At 60.8% G+C, this 20,762-nt stretch carries 20 protein-coding genes; 3 read left to right on the top strand and 17 right to left on the bottom strand.

Annotated elements, in window-relative coordinates:
• Positions 1 to 138: 138 nt before the first annotated feature.
• The 17 genes from EL234_RS06015 to EL234_RS05935 all read right to left on the bottom strand — a co-directional run bounded on the left by EL234_RS06015 (position 139) and on the right by EL234_RS05935 (position 17,239).
• Positions 139 to 1,470 (bottom strand): ABC transporter permease, encoded by a 1,332-nt coding sequence (locus EL234_RS06015; protein WP_126416612.1) that lies wholly within the window; start codon positions 1,468 to 1,470, stop codon positions 139 to 141.
• Positions 1,467 to 2,339 carry an ABC transporter ATP-binding protein gene (locus EL234_RS06010; RefSeq protein WP_126416611.1) on the bottom strand — a complete coding sequence of 291 codons (873 nt, stop codon included), beginning with the start codon at positions 2,337 to 2,339 and terminating at the stop codon, positions 1,467 to 1,469. The genes EL234_RS06015 and EL234_RS06010 overlap by 4 nt, the downstream gene beginning before the upstream one ends.
• Positions 2,339 to 3,349: an efflux RND transporter periplasmic adaptor subunit gene (locus EL234_RS06005; RefSeq protein ID WP_126416610.1), complete on the bottom strand. Its 1,011-nt coding sequence runs from the start codon at positions 3,347 to 3,349 to the stop codon at positions 2,339 to 2,341. The genes EL234_RS06010 and EL234_RS06005 overlap by 1 nt, the downstream gene beginning before the upstream one ends.
• A gap of 172 nt (positions 3,350 to 3,521) precedes the next feature.
• Positions 3,522 to 4,517, bottom strand: a complete 996-nt coding sequence (locus EL234_RS06000) for a LacI family DNA-binding transcriptional regulator (protein ID WP_126416609.1) — start codon at positions 4,515 to 4,517, stop codon at positions 3,522 to 3,524.
• A gap of 18 nt (positions 4,518 to 4,535) precedes the next feature.
• Positions 4,536 to 5,360 carry an inositol monophosphatase family protein gene (locus EL234_RS05995; protein WP_197718421.1) on the bottom strand — a complete coding sequence of 275 codons (825 nt, stop codon included), beginning with the start codon at positions 5,358 to 5,360 and terminating at the stop codon, positions 4,536 to 4,538.
• A 13-nt stretch (positions 5,361 to 5,373) separates the two neighbouring features.
• Positions 5,374 to 6,213, bottom strand: a complete 840-nt coding sequence (locus EL234_RS09410; RefSeq protein ID WP_126416607.1) for an HAD family hydrolase — start codon at positions 6,211 to 6,213, stop codon at positions 5,374 to 5,376.
• Between the two features lie 77 nt (positions 6,214 to 6,290).
• Complete coding sequence (locus EL234_RS05985; RefSeq protein ID WP_197718420.1) at positions 6,291 to 7,463, bottom strand: ABC transporter substrate-binding protein; 1,173 nt, start codon at positions 7,461 to 7,463, stop codon at positions 6,291 to 6,293.
• Between the two features lie 34 nt (positions 7,464 to 7,497).
• Positions 7,498 to 8,589: an ABC transporter ATP-binding protein gene (locus tag EL234_RS05980; RefSeq protein ID WP_126416606.1), complete on the bottom strand. Its 1,092-nt coding sequence runs from the start codon at positions 8,587 to 8,589 to the stop codon at positions 7,498 to 7,500.
• Positions 8,590 to 8,613: 24 nt separating this feature from the next.
• Complete coding sequence (locus EL234_RS05975; RefSeq protein ID WP_197718419.1) at positions 8,614 to 10,476, bottom strand: ABC transporter permease; 1,863 nt, start codon at positions 10,474 to 10,476, stop codon at positions 8,614 to 8,616.
• 161 nt (positions 10,477 to 10,637) lie between these two features.
• A complete protein-coding gene (locus tag EL234_RS05970; RefSeq protein ID WP_126416605.1) occupies positions 10,638 to 11,270 on the bottom strand; it encodes a hypothetical protein in 633 nt (210 codons plus the stop codon).
• 96 nt (positions 11,271 to 11,366) lie between these two features.
• On the bottom strand, positions 11,367 to 12,119 hold the full coding sequence (gene aroD, locus EL234_RS05965; protein WP_164712400.1) for a type I 3-dehydroquinate dehydratase: 753 nt from the start codon (positions 12,117 to 12,119) through the stop codon (positions 11,367 to 11,369).
• A complete protein-coding gene (locus EL234_RS05960; protein ID WP_126416603.1) occupies positions 12,116 to 12,880 on the bottom strand; it encodes a tetratricopeptide repeat protein in 765 nt (254 codons plus the stop codon). The genes aroD and EL234_RS05960 overlap by 4 nt, the downstream gene beginning before the upstream one ends.
• Positions 12,877 to 13,923, bottom strand: coding sequence for a vWA domain-containing protein (locus tag EL234_RS05955; protein ID WP_126416602.1), 1,047 nt, complete (start codon positions 13,921 to 13,923; stop codon positions 12,877 to 12,879). The genes EL234_RS05960 and EL234_RS05955 overlap by 4 nt, the downstream gene beginning before the upstream one ends.
• Positions 13,920 to 14,897 carry a VWA domain-containing protein gene (locus EL234_RS05950; RefSeq protein ID WP_126416601.1) on the bottom strand — a complete coding sequence of 326 codons (978 nt, stop codon included), beginning with the start codon at positions 14,895 to 14,897 and terminating at the stop codon, positions 13,920 to 13,922. The genes EL234_RS05955 and EL234_RS05950 overlap by 4 nt, the downstream gene beginning before the upstream one ends.
• Positions 14,891 to 15,349: a hypothetical protein gene (locus EL234_RS05945; protein ID WP_126416600.1), complete on the bottom strand. Its 459-nt coding sequence runs from the start codon at positions 15,347 to 15,349 to the stop codon at positions 14,891 to 14,893. Before EL234_RS05945 ends, EL234_RS05950 begins: the two co-directional genes overlap by 7 nt.
• A complete protein-coding gene (locus EL234_RS05940; protein WP_126416599.1) occupies positions 15,339 to 16,238 on the bottom strand; it encodes a DUF58 domain-containing protein in 900 nt (299 codons plus the stop codon). The genes EL234_RS05945 and EL234_RS05940 overlap by 11 nt, the downstream gene beginning before the upstream one ends.
• Positions 16,238 to 17,239, bottom strand: a complete 1,002-nt coding sequence (locus tag EL234_RS05935) for an AAA family ATPase (protein ID WP_126416598.1) — start codon at positions 17,237 to 17,239, stop codon at positions 16,238 to 16,240. The genes EL234_RS05940 and EL234_RS05935 overlap by 1 nt, the downstream gene beginning before the upstream one ends.
• Positions 17,240 to 17,446: 207 nt before the next feature.
• On the opposite strand from EL234_RS05935, the gene EL234_RS09345 reads away from it, so the two are divergent.
• From EL234_RS09345 to EL234_RS05920, 3 genes are all read left to right on the top strand, one after another.
• Positions 17,447 to 18,064, top strand: coding sequence for a hypothetical protein (locus EL234_RS09345; protein WP_164712398.1), 618 nt, complete (start codon positions 17,447 to 17,449; stop codon positions 18,062 to 18,064).
• Positions 18,048 to 18,920: a YwiC-like family protein gene (locus EL234_RS05925; protein WP_126416596.1), complete on the top strand. Its 873-nt coding sequence runs from the start codon at positions 18,048 to 18,050 to the stop codon at positions 18,918 to 18,920. The genes EL234_RS09345 and EL234_RS05925 overlap by 17 nt, the downstream gene beginning before the upstream one ends.
• Before the next feature lie 569 nt (positions 18,921 to 19,489).
• Positions 19,490 to 20,719: an MFS transporter gene (locus tag EL234_RS05920; RefSeq protein ID WP_126416595.1), complete on the top strand. Its 1,230-nt coding sequence runs from the start codon at positions 19,490 to 19,492 to the stop codon at positions 20,717 to 20,719.
• Positions 20,720 to 20,762: the final 43 nt, after the last annotated feature.

The following is a 20,762-nucleotide window of genomic DNA, read 5'->3' as shown; positions in this document are numbered from 1 at the left end:
AACGATGTTGTAGAGGAATGCGCGCCCGGCCAAGCCGCCCAATCTCCCCGTTTCTGCTTATATAGCAGTTCTGCCGGACTCGAGGGCGCCGAACCTCGCCAAAACTGCTATTTAAGCAATAACGCGAGGGCGCTAGCCCTAGTAGCGGATTGCGTCGATGGGACGGACGCGCAGGGCCATGACCGCTGGGATGATGCCGCACAGCGCGCCGACGGCCGTGGCAATCCCGACGCCGGCGATCGCGGCAGACATCGGGAAGGCCGGGTTGTCCTGCACGACGACGTTGACGCTTTCCCACGGGAAGAGCCTGATGATGAGGATCGAGATCATGACGCCGATGAGCCCGGCCACGAAGGTGTCCACGACGGACTCCATGAACACAGCGAAGAAGATTCGTTTGCTCGACGCGCCGACCGCGCGGCGGATGCCGATCTCGCGGATGCGCTGACGTACTGTCACGATCGCAACGTTGAGCAAGCCGAGCGCGCCGAGGGCGATGACGATCGTGCCGATGCCTAACACAGCCTTGCGTAAGATGCTCTGCGCTTCGTCGATCTGGTGGAAGGCCTCGCCGCCGCCGATCCACACCTCGTACTCGCCGCCAAGCGCGGCGGAGATGCTTTCGGCCAGGGCGTCGCGCATCTGCAGCGGTTCGCTGTCTCCAACCCACACGCGCAGCGCTGGATAGATGCCACCGGTGTCGTTAGCCGCCCACAGCCACGATTCGTAGGGGATATAGCCCACTGGCCCTTCCCACGGATCGACCTGGTCGAGAACGCCGACCAGCCGGTAGGTGGCTGGCACCTGCCCCTGGGAGGACAGCAGGAACGGATGCTCGATGGGCGGGCTGCCGATGGTCTTCCAGAAGGTTTCGTTGATGACGATCGGGATAGCCACCTGATCGGAGTCCGACGGCGTGAGCCAGCGGCCGTGCAGCATGTTGAGCCGGTAGATTGTGCCATACATCGGGTCCACTGCCTCTACTTGGGTGGATCCGTAGCCTTGTTCAACGGGTTCTACTGGCCGCCCGTGAACGGTACCCAGGGTTTGGGCTTCGTTCAATTCCTTAAATGTGGCAGGGAAGCTGACGCTGCGCGCCCAGAACGGGACATCGAAGCGTTCCATGATCGCTTTGAACCTGTCGCCAATCGGGTCTGGAAGGGGCTCGTCGAGCGGGCGGGTGCGCTGGGAGCTTTCGGAATGCTGCTCCGGCATGAACTCCATGCTTCCCATCATGTCGCCCGATTCGTCAACCTTCTTGTCCACATTGACTGACAGGGTGAGGTTGCGCCCGTCCCAGCGTTCTTGCCGTTCCCGGTCGGCCTGCGCCATGAGGTTTCCAAGAGCGACGACGGTGGTCATCGCCGTCACGGCCGCCACCACGCCGATGAGGGACATGATGACGCGCGCCTTTTGGACTTTAACTTCTTCCCACGCTTCGACCAGAGCGCCCACGATCGACGTGATCATGATGGCACCTCCGTTCCCGCATGCTCTCCGGTTCCAGCCGGCTCACCAGGTCCAGCCGGCTCACTAGGTCCAGCCGGTTCGCCAGTTCCAGCAGGCTCACCAATTCCATCCAGCTCGCCAGATGCAGCCGCCCCGCCGGTGTCAGCCTGCCCGCCGGGCGCGGTGGGCACGAGCACCTGCGCGGCGTGGTCGATCTGGCTGAGCACGCCGTCAGCGAGGTGGTACACCCGCTGGGCGCGCCGTGCCACGTTGAGGTCGTGGGTGATGACGATGAGGGCGGCGTCGTTCTTGTGTGCTTCTTCTTCGAGGAGGGCCATGATCTCGCGCCCGGTGTCGGGGTCGAGCGCGCCGGTCGGTTCATCGGCGAGGATCACGCGTGGACTCCTCGCGAGGGCTCGCGCGATGGCGATGCGCTGTTGTTCACCGCCGGATAGTTGCGGCGGGTATTCGTCGAGACGTTCGCCAAGTCCCACCCGGTCGAGTAGCTCGGCGGCGATATTCATTCTGTCCCAGAATTTCTTGCCCTGCGCATACAGGAGCGGAACGGCCACGTTTTCTACTGCGGTTCGGCTGGGGAACAGGTTGAATTGTTGGAAGACGAAGCCGAAGTTTTCGCCGCGCATGCGTGCCGCCGTCGCATCGCCTAGCCGCGTCACGTCCTTCCCGGCAAAAAGGTAGTCGCCCGTGCTTGGCTTATCGAGCAGCCCGATGATGTTGAGCAGCGTAGATTTTCCGGTGCCCGAGCGCCCCACGATCGACACGTGATCGCCCGGATTCACGGTGAGGTCGAGGCCGCGCAGAATATGCAGGTCGCTGCCGTCGGGGAGGATGACTGTGCGCGTGATGGCGCGCATTTCGACGAGGCTCATTACATGCAGCCTTCGCCGGTCCACGGGTCGCATTGCATCTCGTCCCGGTTGATGGGGGTAAATTCGAGGACTTCCTGGTCGGGTCCGAGCCCTTCTTTGATTTCGATCATCGCGCCGTCAGTCAGGCCGAGCACGACCTCGTGCTTCTCGGGGGCCTCGGGGTCGTCGGTCGGCAGGTAGACATAGCCGGTGCCGTAGCGGCCCTCGACGGCGGAGACCGGCAGCGCGAGCACGTCAGCCGCCTCGCCGCCCGTCACAGTCATGCTGATCGCAAGCCCGGCAAACACTCGCTGTTCGCCGGGAATCGTGCACGTGAGCCGAACCCCCGCCTCGGTTGTTTCTTCTGCTGTTTTCGGCTGACTATCGATCCCGGTGTCCAGCTTCAGGCCCGTGCATTCGAAAGGCGCCGGCCCGTCCTTGATCGTGATCGTGGCCGTGTCCGGCACAGTGGCAAGCCGGTAGAGCAGTTCAGGGGTGAGTTGGGCGTGAGCGGAGAACGTGTCCGGGGATAGTTTGGCTACCGGATCTCCAATGTTGAACGTCTGCCCGCGCAACACATTCATTTTCACGCGGCCAGCCACCGGCGCTTTGATCTGCGTGTACTGGTACCACGACTGGCCGGGGGTGATGGTAACGTTCCCCTCCTCGTCTTGGGTTTCGACGTCGTCGCCCGGCATTTCTTTCCGCAGTTCTAGTAGGGGTGCACCGGCGTCGACCCATACGCCGTCGTCGACGAAAATGGTGGAGACTTCGCCCGACGACGTCGCAGGCACGTCCGTGGCCGGGTTCGGCTGGATCGTGCCGGTCAGTTCGAGGGTGTTCGTGATCGTGGTCGTTTCGGGCAGGATCGTCATTTGCGGGATCGCAAACTCGGGGTCGAGGGAGTTGTTTTCCTCGTCTTCGCCGGGGAAGAACGCGAATTTGACGAGTGCGATCGCGATGACTGCCAACACGATAAGGCGTGCAACCGCCATGAATTGTGAGAATCGGGATTGGCGTGGATGAGCCATGGGAGCCTCCTGGCCTGGCGCGAATAAGCGGCGGGTTATTCGTGGTAGTGCATGAATATAAGCACAGAGTACTCCAGTGAGATTGAAGACACATCTGGCTCGCATCATCCCTCGGGTTGATTGTGCACCCGGAGTTTTTCAGGGTTCCGCCCAGCTCAGCGCCGGGGGTGTTTCAGGTGCGGGGTTCCATGGTGGAGCGGCGCACCACCAATTCTGGTTCGAACATGGCGCGGATCGGTTCGCTACGCCCGTCGATTCGGCTCATGACGAGTTCGACAGCACGCCTACCCATCCGTTCTTGGGGTTGGGCGATGGAGCTCAAGGTTGGGGAAAGGACGCGTGCCATGGTCGTGTCGTCGTAGCCGATTACTGCAAGGTCAGCGGGGACGCGGATTCGCTCGTCGGCGGCAGCGCGCAATACTTCGGCGGCGGCCATGTCATTGTTAGCCACAATGCCGTCATATCCTCCGCTGCGGATGATCTCGCGTATCTGCCCGGAGTCCCACAGAGCAAGATGGTGGGTAGCAAGCTCGATCCCTGCCGCCATGGTGACTTCTCGCACGCCGCGTTCCCGGGCACGTGACGTGGCCGAGGCGGAGCGGGTGACGTAGGCAATCTTGCGCGCACCCACGGAGAGCAGGTGTTCGCAGGCGCGCCGTCCGCCTTCGACGTCGTCGAGGGTGACCGAATCGATCGTGTCAGGTAGCGAGTCGTAGCGGGCCACCACGCAGGTGGGCACGGTGGCACCTACTCGTTCGAGGTCGTGTTTACGCACCCACGACGAGACGATGATGATCCCGTTGACGCCCAGTTCGATCATCTCGTTCAAAACCCGGCCGAGCTTGTCTGGGTTTTCTGCGCCATTGCCGAGCACAACGCCGTGGCGGGCCGCGAGCGCTTCCGCTTCAATGCCTGCCACGATGGCGGTGTTGTGCGGGTTTCCGATGTCGTTGAGGACGACGCCGAGCACTCGAGTATCCGCGCGTAGTGCGCGTGCGGCGAAGCTCGGGTGGTAGTTGAGCTCCGCGGCGACGGCGAGTACGCGTTCCCGGTTTTCGGGGCTGACTCCGGATTCTCCGCGTAGGGCGCGCGATGCGAGGGATTTGGATACCCCGGCCATGTTGGCCACGTCGACGATTGTTACCCGACCGTGTTTCTTCTCAGCCATCCTCGCCCCTTGCAGTTTTTAGCTGAGTCTAGTCCTCCACGCGACGAGGTGCTCGGCGCTTGTGTTAAGAGCAGGATAGTGGCCGCCTGGTCCGGTGGCCACGTATCCGGGTGCGTAGTGGTCGCCTGCCTCTGGTTCGACGCCGTCGATCGGGTAGCGTAGCGGAGTATAGGTGCCGCCTGCTTGGCGCAGAATGAGGATTGCGGCTGCTACGTCCCACGAGTGTATGGAGGAGCCGAACGCGCTGTCTGTCCATCCGGCAGCGACATGGCATAGGCTGAGGGCGCCCGAGCCGGTGCGCCGCACCGAGCTGAAGGCCTTGATCCATGAGTGCAGTTCGTCGATTGCTTGCGGGCCGTCGATCTCGAGGTCACGAGCGGTGGGGTATCCGGTGATGACCGTGGCCGCATCGGTGGGCAGGGCTGGCGGGGTGCGCAGCTCGGCGCCGTTCAAGTAGGCGCCGGTCAGGTCGGCGGAAAACAGGTTGTTAGCCATCGGGTCGTAGACCGCTCCGGCCACGAGCTGCCCGTTTTCTTCCACGCCTACTGACGTGCAGAAGAAGGCCAGGCCTTGTACGAAGTTCGACGTGCCATCAATCGGGTCGATATGCCACAGCCGTTCGCCGTTACCACCGGAGAATCCGGCTTCCTCCCCTAGAATCCGCGCCTCCGGGTCGGCTTGTTCCAGGTAGGCGACGATGCGACGTTCGCAAGCGCCGTCGTATTCGGTCACAAGATCGTGGCGGTCGTGTTTTGCGCTGACGTCCATGTCGGATCGGAAGGCGGCGCGCAGGTCGTCACCGCACAGGGTGGCAGCCTGTTCGGCTATTGTTCGTAGGTCCACTCGTTGGTTCCTCTCAGTTGCTGGCCAGCTCGCGTAGCACGTCGAGTAGGCAGGCCGGATCGGCGACCTGCACTTGCGGGCGTGCGAGCACTCGGAAGGGGCGCTTCGGGGCACCCGGGGCGGGCATAAGCACGGATGCGGCCACCCGAGCACGCTGTCCGCACAGCACGTCACGGTCCACGTGGTCGCCGACATACCAGCACTCGGACGGCTGGCAGTCGATAGCTGCGGCGCCCAACCAGATCAGCTCCGGGTTCGGTTTACGAATACCGTACTCATCCGAATAGATCTCTGCTGCGATGGCATCTTCGAATCCGAACTGGCGGATGTGGTCGCGGTGCACCTGCCCGCAGAGCGCGTTTGACACGATCGCAACCGGAATCCCCGTCTCTTTGCAGTATGCGAGCAGGTCTGCGATCCCTGGGCGCTGGGTGCGCTGCGACTTCCAGTCCGACACCCAGTAGGCAATCTGCGAGGTGTGCGGGCGGATCGCCTCCCGCGCTGCGTACGGCCAGTCAGCGGCGATGTAGCCGAGCACGTATTCTTCGTGGCTGGGTTCTTTGGGGAACATGAGCCGCGATTGCGAATCACGAAACAGTTTGACGGCCGTTTCCCCGGCGTCCACGTCCGCTTCAATACGGTCAATATCGACGACGTCGGCGTCGGCGTCCACTAAAATCTTGTGGATTTCAGCTGCCACTTTCGGTGCCCATCCCTCGATAGGAGAGTCTTGGACGATGACGCCACCGAAGTCGAGCAGCAATCCTTTCGGCCCTGGCAGGCCGGGTTCGACGTGTGTTGGGTAGAGGGCGCGGTGGTCGAGGTCGCGCTGTGATTGCGGCGCGGATGCCATATTTTCCCCTTTCGGAAACGGGCTGGCCGCGCGCCCGCGGCCAGCCCGACGTCCACCAGCTTTCGGCTGGTTAGTGTTTACTTAGCGGACAGGCGCCAGAAGTCCTGCCAGTCTTGGCGGGTCTTCCAGTCCGTGTCGGCGCCAGCGTTGTCGAAGAAGAACACGTTCTCACGGTGCTTGGCAGCGTTCGACGGGTCCTCCGGCTGCGTAATCGCCGTGTTGGACGAGTACTTGCCGTCACCGATCTGCGGAGCGATGCCCTCTTCGGTCATCGCGAAGTGGACGAACAGCTTCGCCGCGTTCGGGTTCTTCGTGTTCGAGGCGATCACGATCGGCTTCGGAGCAGCGATACCGACGAAGGGTTCGATCCCCTCGCACACGCCCTGATGGTAGCCCTTTTCTTCCACGTTGCGGAACTTCGAGGACGCCATGAGGCCCATTGGCGGTTCGGTCTGGCCGGGCGAGCCGACGGCGGCCGAAATGTCTTCGTTCGAATCGGTCAGGATCGGGTTGTTGCCAGCGAGGCCTTCCACCCAGTCGCGCACCGCGTTTTCGCCCTCGTAGTCCTTACCGTAGTGATCCTTGTAAGCGGCCTTCATGTCGTCCTGCAGGAACTGATCCATTTCAGAGAACCAGTCGAGGATCTTGTTAGCACCGGCCGGATCTTCGATCGAGATCTTGCCGTTCCACTCCTCATCGGTGAACGCCCACACGTTGTCAACCGGGCACGTGTCATAAACCTCGGTGTTGTAGGACCAGAAGTTCGGATCGTTAATCATGATGAGCGGATCGCGCTGGGTGCTTTCGATGTCGTCAACAAGATCGCCGGGAATCCACGAGTACACGTGGCCTGCCGGGATCAGGTTGTTAGCAAGCGCGGGAAGGTCTTGAATGGCGATGACGTCGCCTTGCACGTTGCCCGACTCGGCTTCACGCGTAACCATTTCGAGTACTTCGGCCGAGTCCACTTTCACGCCGGTGGCCTGGATGCCGTACTTTTCGGTGAACGCTGCGGCCATGTCTTCGACTGCCGACGAGTTGTCGTAAATCGTGATCGGGCCTTCAGCCTTGGCCGCTTCAACGAGCGCGTCCAGGTCGAAATCTTCGTCGACCTGCGACTTGACAGAGTCAACGCCGCCGCCGTCTGCCGTGTTGCCGCCGTCTTCAGAGCCACCGCCGCCCGCACAGGCGGTCAGCATGGCCAATGGAACCACAAGCGCGATAGCGCGCTTGAAGATTGAGGAAGTCATGAGTTGTCCTTTCGGTTGGTTGTTGATCGTTCCGCTAGTCGGCGTGTTCAACGCGCATGCCGGCGGAGTCAAAAAGGTGAACATCTTTCGGGTATGCCCACATGACGACGTCGTCGCCCTCGCGAACACCCGGAAGCCTTGACGTGGTGCCGAACCAAATGTTGTCCCCATCGGTCACTTCGATGATGTAGGAGCCTCCGGTTGGCAGGATGCCCGAGCAGTGCAGCTCCAGGCCGAGGGCGTCGTTCGGGATCTCGTCGCGACTGAAGGCGAAGTTCATGTCCTCCGGGCGCATGCCGGCAGATTCTGCCTGCACTCCGCGCCCGCGCAGCCAGTCGGCGAGAGTCTTTTGTGCCCAGTCGTGGATCGACATTTCGATAATGTTGATCGGCGGGGATCCCATGAACTCGGCAACGAAGCGGTTGGCCGGCTTGCCGTAGATTTCCATGGGCGTGCCTTCTTGCTGGATGGTGCCCTTGTCCATGACGACGATCCGGGTGGCCAGGGTCATTGCTTCCCACTGGTCGTGGGTCACGAAGATCATGGTTGCTCCGGTGTCGCGGTGGATACGCTGGAACTCGGAGCGCATTTCAAGACGCAGCCGGGCGTCAAGGTTTGACAGCGGCTCGTCAAGCAACATGATCTTGTTTTGTGCGGCGAGCGTGCGAGCGATAGCCACACGTTGTTGTTGGCCGCCGGACAGTTCGGACGGGTAGCGTTCCGCATAGTCGGAGATCGCGAGTTTGGACATCGCGTCAGCTACGACCGCCTTCGTGGTCTCCTTATCTACCTTCTTGATTTTCGGGCCGAAGGCCACGTTATCTTTAACCTTCATGTGCGGCCACAGCGCATACGACTGGAACACGAGCGAAAGTTCGCGCTGTTCGGCAGGGATACGCTGCCCGGCGTCGACGTCGTCAACAACACGGCCGTCGATTTCGATACGGCCAGCCGACGGTGCTTCCAACCCGGCAATCATGCGTAGCGTGGTTGACTTGCCGCACCCGGACGGGCCGAGCAAGCACAGGAACTCCCCTTCGTTAATCGACAGGTCGATGTTGTCGACGGCCGGGTATTCCCCGCCGGGATACACTTTTGTAAGCGAGCTGATATTAATGATTGACATCGCAGTTTCTTCCTTGAACTAGGGCTAGGCGCCCATTCCCTGTGACAGATCGGCCTTCAAAACCTTGCGCGACAGCCAGGTCAAACCCAGTGCGAGCACGCAGATCACAACCGTGACAGCGTTGGCTGCCTGGTCGTATCCGGAATCGATGAGGAACATGTTGAGCGTGGTCATCATTTCCGTGCCAGGCGTGGCTAGGACGATGACGAGCGACAGGCTCTGAATACCTGAGACGAACGGCAGCAGGATCGCCGAGGCGAGCGCCGTGCGTTGGAGCGGGATGACGATCCGGCGCATGCGGGCCAGCCAGCCGGCACCCAGTGATTGCGCGGCCTCTTCGGGTTCTTTGCCGAGCTGCATCATGGCTGACACGCCGGCGCGTGAAGCGAACGGCATTTCGTCCATCATCATCGCGAAGATCAAGATCCACGGCGTTCCGTACAGGGCCGGGATTGGTCCGCGCTGGACGGCGAACAGCGAAATGTAGGCCGCAGCGAACGCGATACCGGGCACCAGGTAGGGGGTGAACGTGATGGATCGGAGGATGGTTCCTAGCCACTTCCACGGTGAACGGACGACGACGTAGCCGACGGCCATGCCGAGCACACCCGAGCCGATCGATGCGATACCGACGAACAATAGCGTGTTCTTCATCGCTTCCAGCAGGCGTTCGTTGAGCAGGATGCCGTCCTTGAACGCGGCGAAGGGAAGATCGCGGCCGATCCAGTAGTCGAGCGTCACGTTGTCCGCACTTAACACACCTGGCGTGCGAAGGAGCGTGGACAGGACGAGTACGAAGAGCGGGATGAAGACGGACACGAAGAACATGAGCGTGACCCACGTGAACGCCACCGGGCGGAAACGACCAAGCTTCTGCTCTTTCTTAGCTGATCCCTTGCCGCCCACGACCGTGTACTTGCTCATGTTGCGCACGAAAATGAAATCGACTGACAGCGAGATCGCACCAATCAGCACCATCGTCAGTGCGATCACTCCGGCCACGCCACCTTGCGAGGTGTCGATCGACTGGTAGAGCGTGGTGGCGAGCACCTGGAATTTCACCGGGGTGCCAAGCACGTAGGTCACACCGAATTCGCCGATAACCTTTGCCACGATGAGCGTGGCGGCCGACAGGATCGAGGGGCGCAACAACGGTAGAAACACCCGGCGGAAACGGACCGAGAAAGGAGCACCGTGGATGCGCGCCGCCTCGTCCATGTCTTCTGGAATGTTCGAGATCGCTCCCGTCACCAGAAGAATAATGAACGGGGTTAGGTGCAGCGTGAAAATAATGACGATGGGCACCGGCCCGTAGGCCAACCAGTCTGGCGGTGAAAAGCCCATGGCTTCCAGCCAGCCTTGCGAGCCCGCTACCTTGCGGTTTTTGAAGATCGTGCGCCACGCCAGCGCGAAGGTCCATGCTGGGATCATGTACGGCACGATCAGTGCGGTCGAGAACCACTTGCGGCCTGGCAGATCGGTACGCGCCAGCAGGAAGGCTGTGGGCACGCCAATCAACAGCGCAAAAATGATGGTCAGGCCAGCCAGCACGAGCGTGTTAAGCAGCGGCTGCCAGAAGGTGAGCACCGAAATATCGGAGGTGAGTGCACGCTCCAGATAGTAGGTGGTGAATTCGCCCGGCTCGGTTCCGGTTCGGAAACTATCGCCGGTGTTGGTTTGGATGGATGAGAGCAACAGCGAGATCACTGGTGCAAGGATCATGTAGCCGAAGAATGCGACCAGCACGATCCCCATCAGCGTGGCTGGATGTTTCAGCGCAAGCTTGACGTTGTATTTGCTAAATGGGCGATAGCGAACCGGTTCTGCTTTCGGCTCGCCCTTCCTAGCCTGCACCTCGCCGTCAACACCCGTTTGGGAACGTTCCACGATAAGACTCCAGATCTCCTCATGCAAACTACTGACCACTTGAGAGTAGAGGGCTGAAGATAACTCGCGAACACGCGTGCGCTAACAGTTCGTAAACGTTTGTGGAACGTTCCCCAATCTGCCGTCGTTTTGCGGCTTTTCGCCGCGCTCGGGCGATAAAACTATTTAATGTGGATAGAGTCTTTTATTCCGGCCGCAGTCGATTCGTCACCTGAATCCAGCGCTAGCGTGATCTCGTACGCATCACCCTGGGCAATGATCGAGTATACGTGGAGAGCATCGCCCTCCAAGGTCGTAATCTCAAAGGTTTCAGCTTCGTACCCGTTGAGATTCGTAGTGCCGAGATGACGCACGAAATCGTCGGCAAGTCCCAGGTTCTTCTTCAAAATATCCACATATTCATCCGGCTCCGGGATCAGCAGCGGGCTGCCAACCGCAGTGACAGCCACGAAGCCCAGCGATTCCGGATCAGGATCCACGAACGCAATCGGAACGTCCTCGGATGGCTCCTCAAGCGGCGTCCAGTCCGCAGGCACTTCTAAAGAAATGGCATCATTCGCCAGGCTCACCCACAAGCGATCTCCACGATCGTCAGTCTTCAACGGCAGCACCGTGTCGCCACTCGTGGGCTCCGACGTCGGCTCGGTCGGATCGCCTTCCGGACTGGGGCTTTCCGTCGCCTCGGCTGTAGCGCTAGTTTCGGACGTGGCAGCTGGGGTTTCATCGTCCGTACTATCCGAACAACCGGCGAGCGTAAGACTGACGACGACGGCGAACGCAAACAATTTCTTCATGGTGGACTCCTTCCGTCTCACCATCATTGTATGGCCTAGCACACACACCTGCACTCCGCCGCCCACCGTCTCCATGCGGTCCGTGCGGCCAGCGTTCTAGTCTCGCTCCAAGTGGCGGCGAAGTTCATCGAGCGACGGCTGGCCGGGCGCCGTCGTCGCCCCCGCAGCTGCAAACGTAGCCACCGAACCGTACGCGCCACCTTCAAGGCGCGAACGCTGGCCGGCCTCCCCCATCGCAATCGTGAGCACCGGCCGGCCGTGCCGCTCGGTCACCAGCCGGGTGATGTCAAGGAGGCGCTGCGTGTCCGAATCGTCGCGTGCCATGACCGCAAGTTTGGGGATCGCACCGGAAATTGCGAGCATGTCGTCAAGCATCACGTAGAGCACTTCGTCATCCGGGGTGTCGGCCCATTCGTGGTGAGAGACCACCGGCGTGTAGCCGAGCACGAAAGCCCGCCGGGCTAGTTCGGGTGTGGCATCCCAGTGGTATTCGAAATCAACGCCCACCCGGGCCGCCGGAAAGTTTTCTTGCAACATGAGGTCAAGCACGGTGGCCATGAGCACCCGATACCGGAACGGCGTCACATCAAGCTCCCCGCCCTGCCCGCGAGTACGAATAGTGAAGAGGATCGGCACCCGGGTTTGCTTGAACAGTTCACGCAATACCTCACGCCCGGCAGAATTGAGATCGTAATCCGGATGGTTAGCCAACAGGAAGTCAGCGCGGAACTCGAGCACGTCCGCGCCAGCGGCTTCGGCTGCGCGGGCCTCGTCAATGAGCACCTCCGCAGTCGTGCCAACCAACGGCACAATAATCGCCGGGCCATCCGATCCGTTACTAAAAATCACCAGTTCTCTCCACCATATCCACCGTAACCACCAGTGAGACCTTCACCTTGACGGCGGAGCCGTTCAGCCTCAGCCGCACGCTTGGCAAGCTCACGTAATTTGAGCTCCGACGTGCTCGGAGGATCCTCGCCGGTCGGCTCCTCCCCGCCCGGCTCGTCCCCTCCAGTGGGTTCCTCCCCACCCGGCTTATCCCCGCCAGGATTTTCCTTGTTGCGCTCGCGGGCGTCGGATGCCTTGGTGTCGGTGTCTTTCTTTTGCTGTTGGGGGTTTTCCCCTTGAGGTACGCATTGTTCCACAGTCTGGGAGGCCTGTGTAAAGGTTTGTTCAGCTTCGGCGAAATACCCGGCTGCGAACTGCCGGTCCCCAAGGATTTCTTGGCCGACCGCCATGTTCATGCGCACTCGGCACTCCGGAGTCAGCTCGTCTTCGTCGTCGTTGGTGGGAGTGCCGGCGTCGGCGTCTTTCGGAACAAACTGAAGAGCCACTGCGAGCGTGGCGACGCCGCCCTCCACATTTCCCGCCCGGATCTGCGCCGTGCCCTGCCCGAAATATGCTTCCCACCGGTCAAGCTGCTCGGGCAGCACTTTGCTCGCCGCCCGGTAGAACTGTGCGCTATCAGCGTCGTGACCGCTGGCGTACCGTGACTGGCCGGCCCACATGCCACCGACAGCTATTCCCGCCACAATCGCCACGACGGCGAGCACGAGCGCAAGCACGGCAGCCACCGCGCCCACAATTTTCTGCGCCGTTGTGCGCGTCATGTCTGATCACCACCGTGCGGCAGCCGGGCAATTCCCCTATTCGTATCAAGGGTCTGCCGTTTCGTGCTCAACGCAGTAATCGGCCGGAGGTGGCCGGCCAGGTGGGCGATCTCCCAAATCATGAGGAGAGCAAACGCGAGCGCGAACGGCCAGATAATCGGGCTGTAGCGCGAGTCGGCCGTCTCCTCCTGAAGAAGAGAGTCGACGTCGATGTCAGCGAGCACCTCGTCCATTCCACCCGGGCTGGTGCGGTGCACGTAGCGAACGCCGATCTGGTCGGCTGCGGCCTGCAATGCGCCGGGGTTCGCCTTCGATATCGCCACATTCTTATCCGGACCTATGATGTATTCGGGCCTGTGCAGCGGATATAGTTCGTTTTCCCTCATCCGCCCGCCCTGCTCCGTTCCATAGCCGAGCACCAGGCCGTCTGCAAACAGAGCAGACCAGGAGCCAAACGCCGGCTTCTCATCACGACTCGTCTGAGAGGTGTTGGTTGATTCGCCGTCGGTCATCAAGATAACAATCGGCTGATATTTCGTGAGATCTTGCCGTCCCATAATCTCTTCCACCGTCTCAACAGGGCGATTGATCGACGAGCCGTACGAATAGGCGGTAAATTCCCGATCGTAGCCCTCTAACCAGGTGCGCACGGCCGTCTTGTCGGAGGTCAGAGGAAGCTGCTGGGACGTCGTCGACGAATATTCAATAATCGAATAGTGCGCACTCGGAAGATTTTCGACGATCTCAAGCGCATCGGCTCGCACGCCATCCGTGCGCGGCGAATCACCGTTGTAGTCCTCCGCTGCCATCGACCCGGTCGCATCAATCACGAAGAACACGGCAAGGTTCGACGTCTCGTGGGTGGCAGTAATCGGCACGGCAGGAGCAAGCCCCATCGCGATCACCATCACCAACATGACGGCGCGGCGCAACCACGCCACGCGCCCCTGACGCCTCGGCACCACGCCCGCCACGATAAGCGCGACGCCGACGACGCCGATATTCGCGAGCGCCCAGCCGGGGATCAGATACTGGAAATTCATAGCCTGAACCTCCACGCAATCGCCAGCAACACAAGGAATGCGGCCGCGATCACCACCGGCCACGATCCCGGATTGTCCAGCGTGACGCTGTCTCCCATCGTGCCCAACTCGACGGCGTCGCGCGACTGGATCTCCTCAACAATCCGTTCTGCCGCCCCGGGGTCATCGGCCTGGTAGTAGTGCATGCCGTGGTTTTCTAACGCTGTTTGCATCTCGCTCGAGCCCCACCCGTATGACAGGCCTGCTTCCAGACCATGGACGACGATGCCTTTTTCTGCTGCGAGTTCAGCCGCCTCCTCAAGAGTGAAAACCGGGTTGCCCGCCAGCGAATTGTCCGTGGCGAAAATGATCGACCGTGAACGCTCCTCATCTTCGAGGTCAAACCCGCGAGTACACGAGGCAAGGCCATCCCCGATTAGTGAAGATCCGAAGGCGCCACCCGCATCCGTGCCGCTGATGAGTTCAAAAAAATCGTCGTTGTAACGTATGGCGCCGAATGCTCGCGCTGCCCGTTCCAGTTCGCTTTGCACCACGTTGTAGTCGCTCGCCAGTGGGAAGACGGTTCGCGTGCCGGAGTTCCACAGGAACAGGCCGATACGCTCCCCTTCGAAGTTCTCGGCCACGCGCGCGAATGCCTCCAACAGTTCCGCATCGAAATCTGTCATTGATCCCGACACGTCCAAACACAACACGATGTCCCTCGTAGCCATTTTTGACTCGAGCGTGAGCGTTTCAGACGGACGGGCAGCAACGTAAGCACTGGCCACTCCGGCAGTGAACGCACCTGCGAGAACGAGGACGAGCCCGGCGCGCAACAGGTGCAGACGACGCCGGAAGCGCGGGTGTTCCCGGGCGCGGGTGGTATGTGCGACGCCGACCCCGCTCGCCGTGCGCTTACGCGCCAGCCACCAGCCAGCGACGGCGCCAACCACGAAAAGCACGATGAGCAGGGCGAACAGCCAGGGCATTACCATGCGAGCACCGCCTCAACCGCGCGGTCGCGCGCCTTGGGGATATCCGCGCGCGCATAGGCCGCAAACGAGGGTTCTTCCCATGAGCCGATCGCTTCGGCGGCCTTCGACAGCGCGGGCACTTTGCTCAGCTGGGAGGGCTGCCACGAGCTGAGGTCCATCCCGGCGCGTTCGCTGAGGATTGCACGCAGTTCGGCCGCAAGTTCAATGTGCAAGGCGCGGGCCTGCTCGTCCGCACTATCGGCGTGCCTGGCGACGACGGCGTCGATCCTCGCAATCCATTCCTCCCGCTGGCTGCGCTTGACCGGCGCGAGCTTAATCTTCTTCACCGGCACGCGGCTCACAAACCACAGGCCAAAAGCGACCACGATGATCAGGCCAACCACGGCGCCGATCGCAATAGCGATGAGGGCGGTGGTAGGGCCTGCCGGATCAATAAGCTTGTCAGCGGGCACGGCGCCTCCCCAACAGTTCGATAAGCGCCCCCGGCACATCATCCGAGGAGCTCACTGTCATGTGGTTGACGCCCGTGGAACGCAACAGGTCACGGGCAAACGCGTGAGCACGCATCCGGTCCTCGTACAGATCGCGGCGGAGCGCGGCGTCGTCGCGAAGGAACTGCGGAATCTCGGTGCCATCCAGCACGTCCACCATCTCCTCCACACCCTCCTGCGACACCGGCATGTCCGCTACCCGCAGCACGAGCACCTCGTGACGGGTACGGATGCGCCGTAGCGTGCGCCCGTCGGGTAAATCCGGCCAATATTCGTCCGTCACGATGAGCAGCAGGGAACGCGGCTGGGGAATACGCAGCACCTCTTCGAGCATGGCCGATACGGCGGACGTGCCCGTCGTCGTCTCGAGCCTGGCTTGCGCGGCGTCAAGCGACAGATCCAAGTGGCTATTACCGTGCCGGGCCGGAACGCGCGCCAACCCCGTACTATCCCCGTACACCACCGACAGGCGGTCACCGCGGCTGATCGCCAGATAGCCCAGAATATTCGCGGCAAACATGCCGATCTCAGCCTTCACCTCACCCGACGGTGCCGCGCCGAGCATGTCCTTCCCCGTGTCGATGACCAGCTGGGTATACATGTCCGATTCACGTTCGAACCGGCGGATAATCGGGAAGCCTGCCCGCGCCGAGGTTTTCCAATCAATATCTGCCACGTCGTCGCCGTGCTCGTATTCCACCAAATCCTCAAAATCATGGCCGTGACCAGTGAAAATCGAGGCGTGACGGCCTTCAAACATTCCAGAGGCACGGCGGATCACGGGCAACGACACTTTCGCGCGAACCAACGCGGCGCGCGTCGCCTGAGCCCGATCCGACAGCCCGCTCATTACGGCGTGGGAACTGCTTGGAACACGGCGTCGATCAACGCCTCGGGCTGCACGTTGTTAGCCAACGCGTCATAAGTGCGCACAAGCCTGTGCCGCAAAATCTGGTAGCGCATCTTCGTGATGTCTTCCGGGATCACATAGTTGCGCCCGGCCAGCAACGCGAGCGCCTGGCCCACCTGCATAAGCGCCAAACCACCACGCGGCGAGGAGCCCACCCGCACGTGCCGCTTAAACTCTGGAAGTGGCCGCGGCCCGGCACCACGCGTCGTGTTGATGATGTTGACGATGTACTTTTTGATCGAGTCGTCCACGTACACCTGGCGCGCGGTTTCTTGCAGGTAGACGACGTCGTCGGTCGAAATCGGCTCCACACCCTCCGGGCGGCCAAACGAGCCCTCCGCCGTCTTGGTGAGGATCGTCAGCTCTTCGTCCGGCTCCGGATACGTGAGCACTTCCTTGATGAGGAAGCGGTCCATCTGCGCTTCGGGCAGCACGTAGGTGCCCTCCTCTTCGATCGGATTTTGCGTGGCCATCACCATGAACGGATCCGGCAGCTTGAAAATCGTTCCACCGATCGAGGTTTGCCGCTCCTGCATCGCCTCCAACATCGCCGACTGGGTCTTCGCCGACGACCTATTAATCTCATCAAGCAACACCAAATTCGCGTGAACCGGACCAAGCTGAGTGGAAAACTCGCCCGTCTCATAGCTGTAGATTTGCGTGCCCACGATGTCATTCGGCATGAGGTCCGGCGTGCACTGAATACGCGAGAACGTGCCCGAAATCGCGTCAGCCATCGTGACGGCCGCCGTCGTTTTCGCCAGCCCCGGCACCGACTCTAAAAGCACGTGACCGCGCGCAATCAACGCTGTGAGGAGCGCCCTTGCCAGATCCTTCTGGCCGACCACCCGGCCCTCAAAAATCTGCCTCACCCGGCCGACAAGATCGGCGACCCGCGCCATGTCGTCGTCGTTAATCTTTCCACTAGCCAGTGCGCTCATGTCACGTCCTTGCCTTCGAGGAACTTCCCCGGCCATTGTACGCGGTAAGCCGCTGAGGGCAGAAGCCGCAAACCGCGTTCTCATACTATGGGCGGATCTTTGCCCGCGAATAAGCGCCCCCGCAATGCGAGCCCGTGGTTTAAGATGAAATGACGTAAAGCTATTGTGCCCGCACAGCACGGGCAACACGCAGGGCGAGGAGGGCCGATGAGCAACGACTGGCTGCCCGATCATGAAGAAAAGTCGAGCCGTTCTTCAACTAAACGTTGGCCGCTCTACTTTTTCCTGGGTTCTGCGACGCTCTTGTTCCTCGTCGTCATCTTCATTTTCTACAGTTACGTGATCGGACAGGGGCGTTCGCTGGGCGAAAGCGGCGACGACCGCGGTACAGAACCGACGGCGCAGGCGACGATTCCGGCGCCTGCCGAGCCCACGCCAGAACCTGAGCCAGAACCTGAGCCGGAGCCGACTCCCGCACGGCCCGCTCCCGAAGGCGCAATCGAGGCCGCCTCCTTCACCACGCCGGCACAAAACATTCACTGCCACATCACAGACTCCAACGTCGAATGCTCCATCTACGTCTACGACTACCCCTCCCCCGGCCAATGCGAAGGCATCACCGCCACATATTCTGTAGGCGCGGAGGGAGCCGTGAACGCGGACTGCCAGCATTTCGTGAAAACCTCCGAAGTCTACGACTACGGCACCGCCATCGCGAAGAACGGTTTCGCCTGCACGCTCGAACGCAACGCCGGCATCACATGCTGGTCAGAAATGTCCGGGCACGGCTTCAACCTCACGCGGGCCGATGACACGATCTTCTAACGCGCGCGGGGCTGACCGCACGCGCGCCTCGGCTAAGAAGCGCAAACGGAAGCCTGGGCCGGGGTGGATCCCCAACTATCACGGCGCGTGGGCAATGATCACGGTGCCCGTGTTGATCGGCGTCGTTAAATCCGGTTTCGTGTGGGAACACCTGTTGCTGCTCGGGCTATGGTGGATTGGCTACTTTGCCTTTTTCGCCACCAGTTTGTGGCTGCGGTCCGGGCGCAAAGCTCGATATTTGCCGCCCGTGCGGACTTACTGGCTTGCCATGCTTCCATTCGCGCTGGGAGTGCTCGTCACCGCCCCGCACCTAGTGAAGTGGCTACCCGTGTTTGCGCCGCTCGTGGCGGTGGCTGCGTGGGCGTCGGCGAACCGTCAAGACCGGTCCATGATCAACAACGTGGCCACGATCCTCGCGGCCTGCCTCATGCTGCCCGTCGCCTACGACATGGGCGTTGGCGGCGCGACCTCCACGGCGAACGGCGGGCCTGGCGGGCTGGACGGCGTCGTAAACGCGGTGAGCGGCGGCGACTGGCCGGAGATCTGGCTGGTCACCGGCGTCGTCGCCTGGTATTTCGTCGGCACCGCGCTGTACGTGAAAACCAATATTCGCGAACGCGGCATGCGCAGATGGTATGTGGCGTCGGTGGTTTTCCACGCGGTGGGAGCCACTGCCGTGGTGGGTCTGGCGTCGTGTGGCGCTGTCACGTGGTGGCTTGCAGCTCTATGCCTTGTCATCTTGCTGCGGGCGATCTTCGTGCCGCTCTACGGGCACAACAACGGCTGGCTGCCGGCCAAGGTGATTGGAATGGGCGAGGTTGTAGCCTCGGTAGCGCTCTTCGTCGTCGTTATATAGCGGACTCCATCGTTATATAACGGACTCCAGTGGGGGCGTTACGTTCCCTTTCTGCTGTCTCGTACCTGGTGCGACTGTCCGTGGCCCAATCCAACGCGCACCGTGAACTGAAGTGGTCCGGGTTTTCTTCGTAGTCGTTTACTGTGCAGTCCAACCCTCGAGTATCGGGCGAACACGGAGCTAACGCTTGAGGATTTCGAGTTTGCTGCATATATGTGCAACGTTTCGGAAAACCTCAATCAGTAGCTCGCACATGTTCAGAGCCACCCCGCCCGTGACCTGCCAAAACATCGTATTTGCGCCAATTACCGGCATTTGCGGGCTTTAAATGCAGAATGTGCAGTGACCCTGGAGTTCCTCAACGCATCAAGCGCCACTTTCAGATTTAACGCGTTGATGGACTTATTCGTTACCAACACCGACCGTTCGCTCCGTCGTCGACGTTTCTGAGCACACCACAGGGGCGCTTCTTTTCCTCTCCACCCACGACAACGAGGTGGCAGGCTCTCATGATAAAGTTCGCTACACATCCACAACTAAGTTAGTAACACATTTTGAAAAGTACCCGCATGCTGGCAACCCTGCGCTCTGCCAATTCACAGCTCATTCTTTTGGCCTGGGCGCAGGGATTCCAAGCCTTGGCAGGAGTGCTTCTCACTCTCGCGTTAGCGTTCTACGGCGCAGCTAACAGTGATGCGATGGGCTTGGGGCTCTCCCTCGCCGCTCGTACGCTCCCGACGCTCCTCGTCGCATTAATCGGCGGAGCCGCCGCCGATCGGTGGAATCGAACGAAGATTGCAGCAGGGTCTGTGGCCCTAGGCGCCATCGCAAACGCTGGGCTAGCTATTGTGATTCCGCTATCCGGATTAGATTGGAAAGCGCAGTCGCTATCACTCATCGCCGGATTCGCAAGCGCCATCGGTGCGCCGTCGCTTTACGCACTATTGCCCTCAATAGTTGGGAACGATGAACTCGTCAAAGGCAATGCCGTCGTTCGCACTTTCCGAAATACTGCCAGCGCGTTAGGGCCTGGCTTAGGCGCCGCCGTCGCTTCCCTCGCTTCATTTCAATTCGTGCTGTGGGCGATCGTCGTATGCAACGCTTTAGCGTGCGTTCTACTTTCACAGATCAAGGTTGCTTCACGCGCTGTTAAGCCAACGAGCTTTCGACGTGAACTCGCCGGGCTCGGTTCGGTGTTGAGTGAAAACCGTTGGCTTCTTTTCGCTGTACCTTTCTGGGGTCTTTTCCTTGCAATCCAGTCAGGAGCCGCGGACGTAACTCAACCTTTGCACGTAATGGACCGGCATGGCACTGGCGTGTGGTCGATAATGCTGACCGCGATGACCATTGGCTACATCACCGGGAGCCTTATCGCGATAAAAATGAAACCTCGCAGGCTTTTTACATGGAGTGTTGTATTCGGAGCGTTTTCAATATCGCAACTGCTTGCCAGCGCCCATTCAGGAAGCACACTTGTTTTGATTTGCACCTCCTTCGTGACCGGTTTGGGATTTGAGATTTCTGGCGTGCTCTGGGGCGCCGCGCTCCAAAGCCGCGTGCCAGAAGAACACATGGGCCGTGCAGCGTCTTTTGACTACGCGATCAGCTTTGGCCTCACACCCATCGCCTACGCAGCCTTTGGTTTCTTTCCAATCGCTGATGCCATTCCCGTTCTCACGCTGAGCGCCGCGGTCTTGGGCGGGCTAACCGTAGCCGGCGTCTTCATCGGTTTGATACTTGACGCGGCATATCCTCGATCCGGGTGCTTCAGCCTCACACTCTGGGCAATAGACAAATAGCACATACGCCTCATAGCGGATATCTGAAGACGTGGGAAAAGTT

The sequence above is a fragment of the Trueperella bialowiezensis genome (assembly GCF_900637955.1).
Classification (GTDB): Bacteria; Actinomycetota; Actinomycetes; order Actinomycetales; family Actinomycetaceae; genus Trueperella; species Trueperella bialowiezensis.
The sequence above is the reverse complement of the archived record's forward strand: the minus strand, read 5'-3'. Positions and strand labels throughout refer to the sequence as shown.

Excerpts from the sequence above, each read along its gene's own strand:
- EL234_RS05935 (WP_126416598.1), bottom strand. The coding sequence starts at position 17,239 with ATGAGCGCACTGGCTAGTGGAAAGATTAACGACGACGACATGGCGCGG.
- EL234_RS05970 (WP_126416605.1), bottom strand. The coding sequence starts at position 11,270 with ATGAAGAAATTGTTTGCGTTCGCCGTCGTCGTCAGTCTTACGCTCGCC.
- EL234_RS05950 (WP_126416601.1), bottom strand. The coding sequence starts at position 14,897 with ATGGTAATGCCCTGGCTGTTCGCCCTGCTCATCGTGCTTTTCGTGGTT.
- EL234_RS09410 (WP_126416607.1), bottom strand. The coding sequence starts at position 6,213 with ATGGCATCCGCGCCGCAATCACAGCGCGACCTCGACCACCGCGCCCTC.
- EL234_RS06005 (WP_126416610.1), bottom strand. The coding sequence starts at position 3,349 with ATGGCTCATCCACGCCAATCCCGATTCTCACAATTCATGGCGGTTGCA.
- EL234_RS05980 (WP_126416606.1), bottom strand. The coding sequence starts at position 8,589 with ATGTCAATCATTAATATCAGCTCGCTTACAAAAGTGTATCCCGGCGGG.
- EL234_RS05920 (WP_126416595.1), top strand. The coding sequence starts at position 19,490 with ATGCTGGCAACCCTGCGCTCTGCCAATTCACAGCTCATTCTTTTGGCC.
- EL234_RS05925 (WP_126416596.1), top strand. The coding sequence starts at position 18,048 with ATGACACGATCTTCTAACGCGCGCGGGGCTGACCGCACGCGCGCCTCG.
- EL234_RS05985 (WP_197718420.1), bottom strand. The coding sequence starts at position 7,463 with ATGACTTCCTCAATCTTCAAGCGCGCTATCGCGCTTGTGGTTCCATTG.
- EL234_RS05940 (WP_126416599.1), bottom strand. The coding sequence starts at position 16,238 with ATGAGCGGGCTGTCGGATCGGGCTCAGGCGACGCGCGCCGCGTTGGTT.
- EL234_RS09345 (WP_164712398.1), top strand. The coding sequence starts at position 17,447 with ATGAGCAACGACTGGCTGCCCGATCATGAAGAAAAGTCGAGCCGTTCT.
- EL234_RS06000 (WP_126416609.1), bottom strand. The coding sequence starts at position 4,517 with ATGGCTGAGAAGAAACACGGTCGGGTAACAATCGTCGACGTGGCCAAC.
- EL234_RS06015 (WP_126416612.1), bottom strand. The coding sequence starts at position 1,470 with ATGATCACGTCGATCGTGGGCGCTCTGGTCGAAGCGTGGGAAGAAGTT.
- EL234_RS06010 (WP_126416611.1), bottom strand. The coding sequence starts at position 2,339 with ATGAGCCTCGTCGAAATGCGCGCCATCACGCGCACAGTCATCCTCCCC.
- EL234_RS05955 (WP_126416602.1), bottom strand. The coding sequence starts at position 13,923 with ATGAATTTCCAGTATCTGATCCCCGGCTGGGCGCTCGCGAATATCGGC.
- EL234_RS05960 (WP_126416603.1), bottom strand. The coding sequence starts at position 12,880 with ATGACGCGCACAACGGCGCAGAAAATTGTGGGCGCGGTGGCTGCCGTG.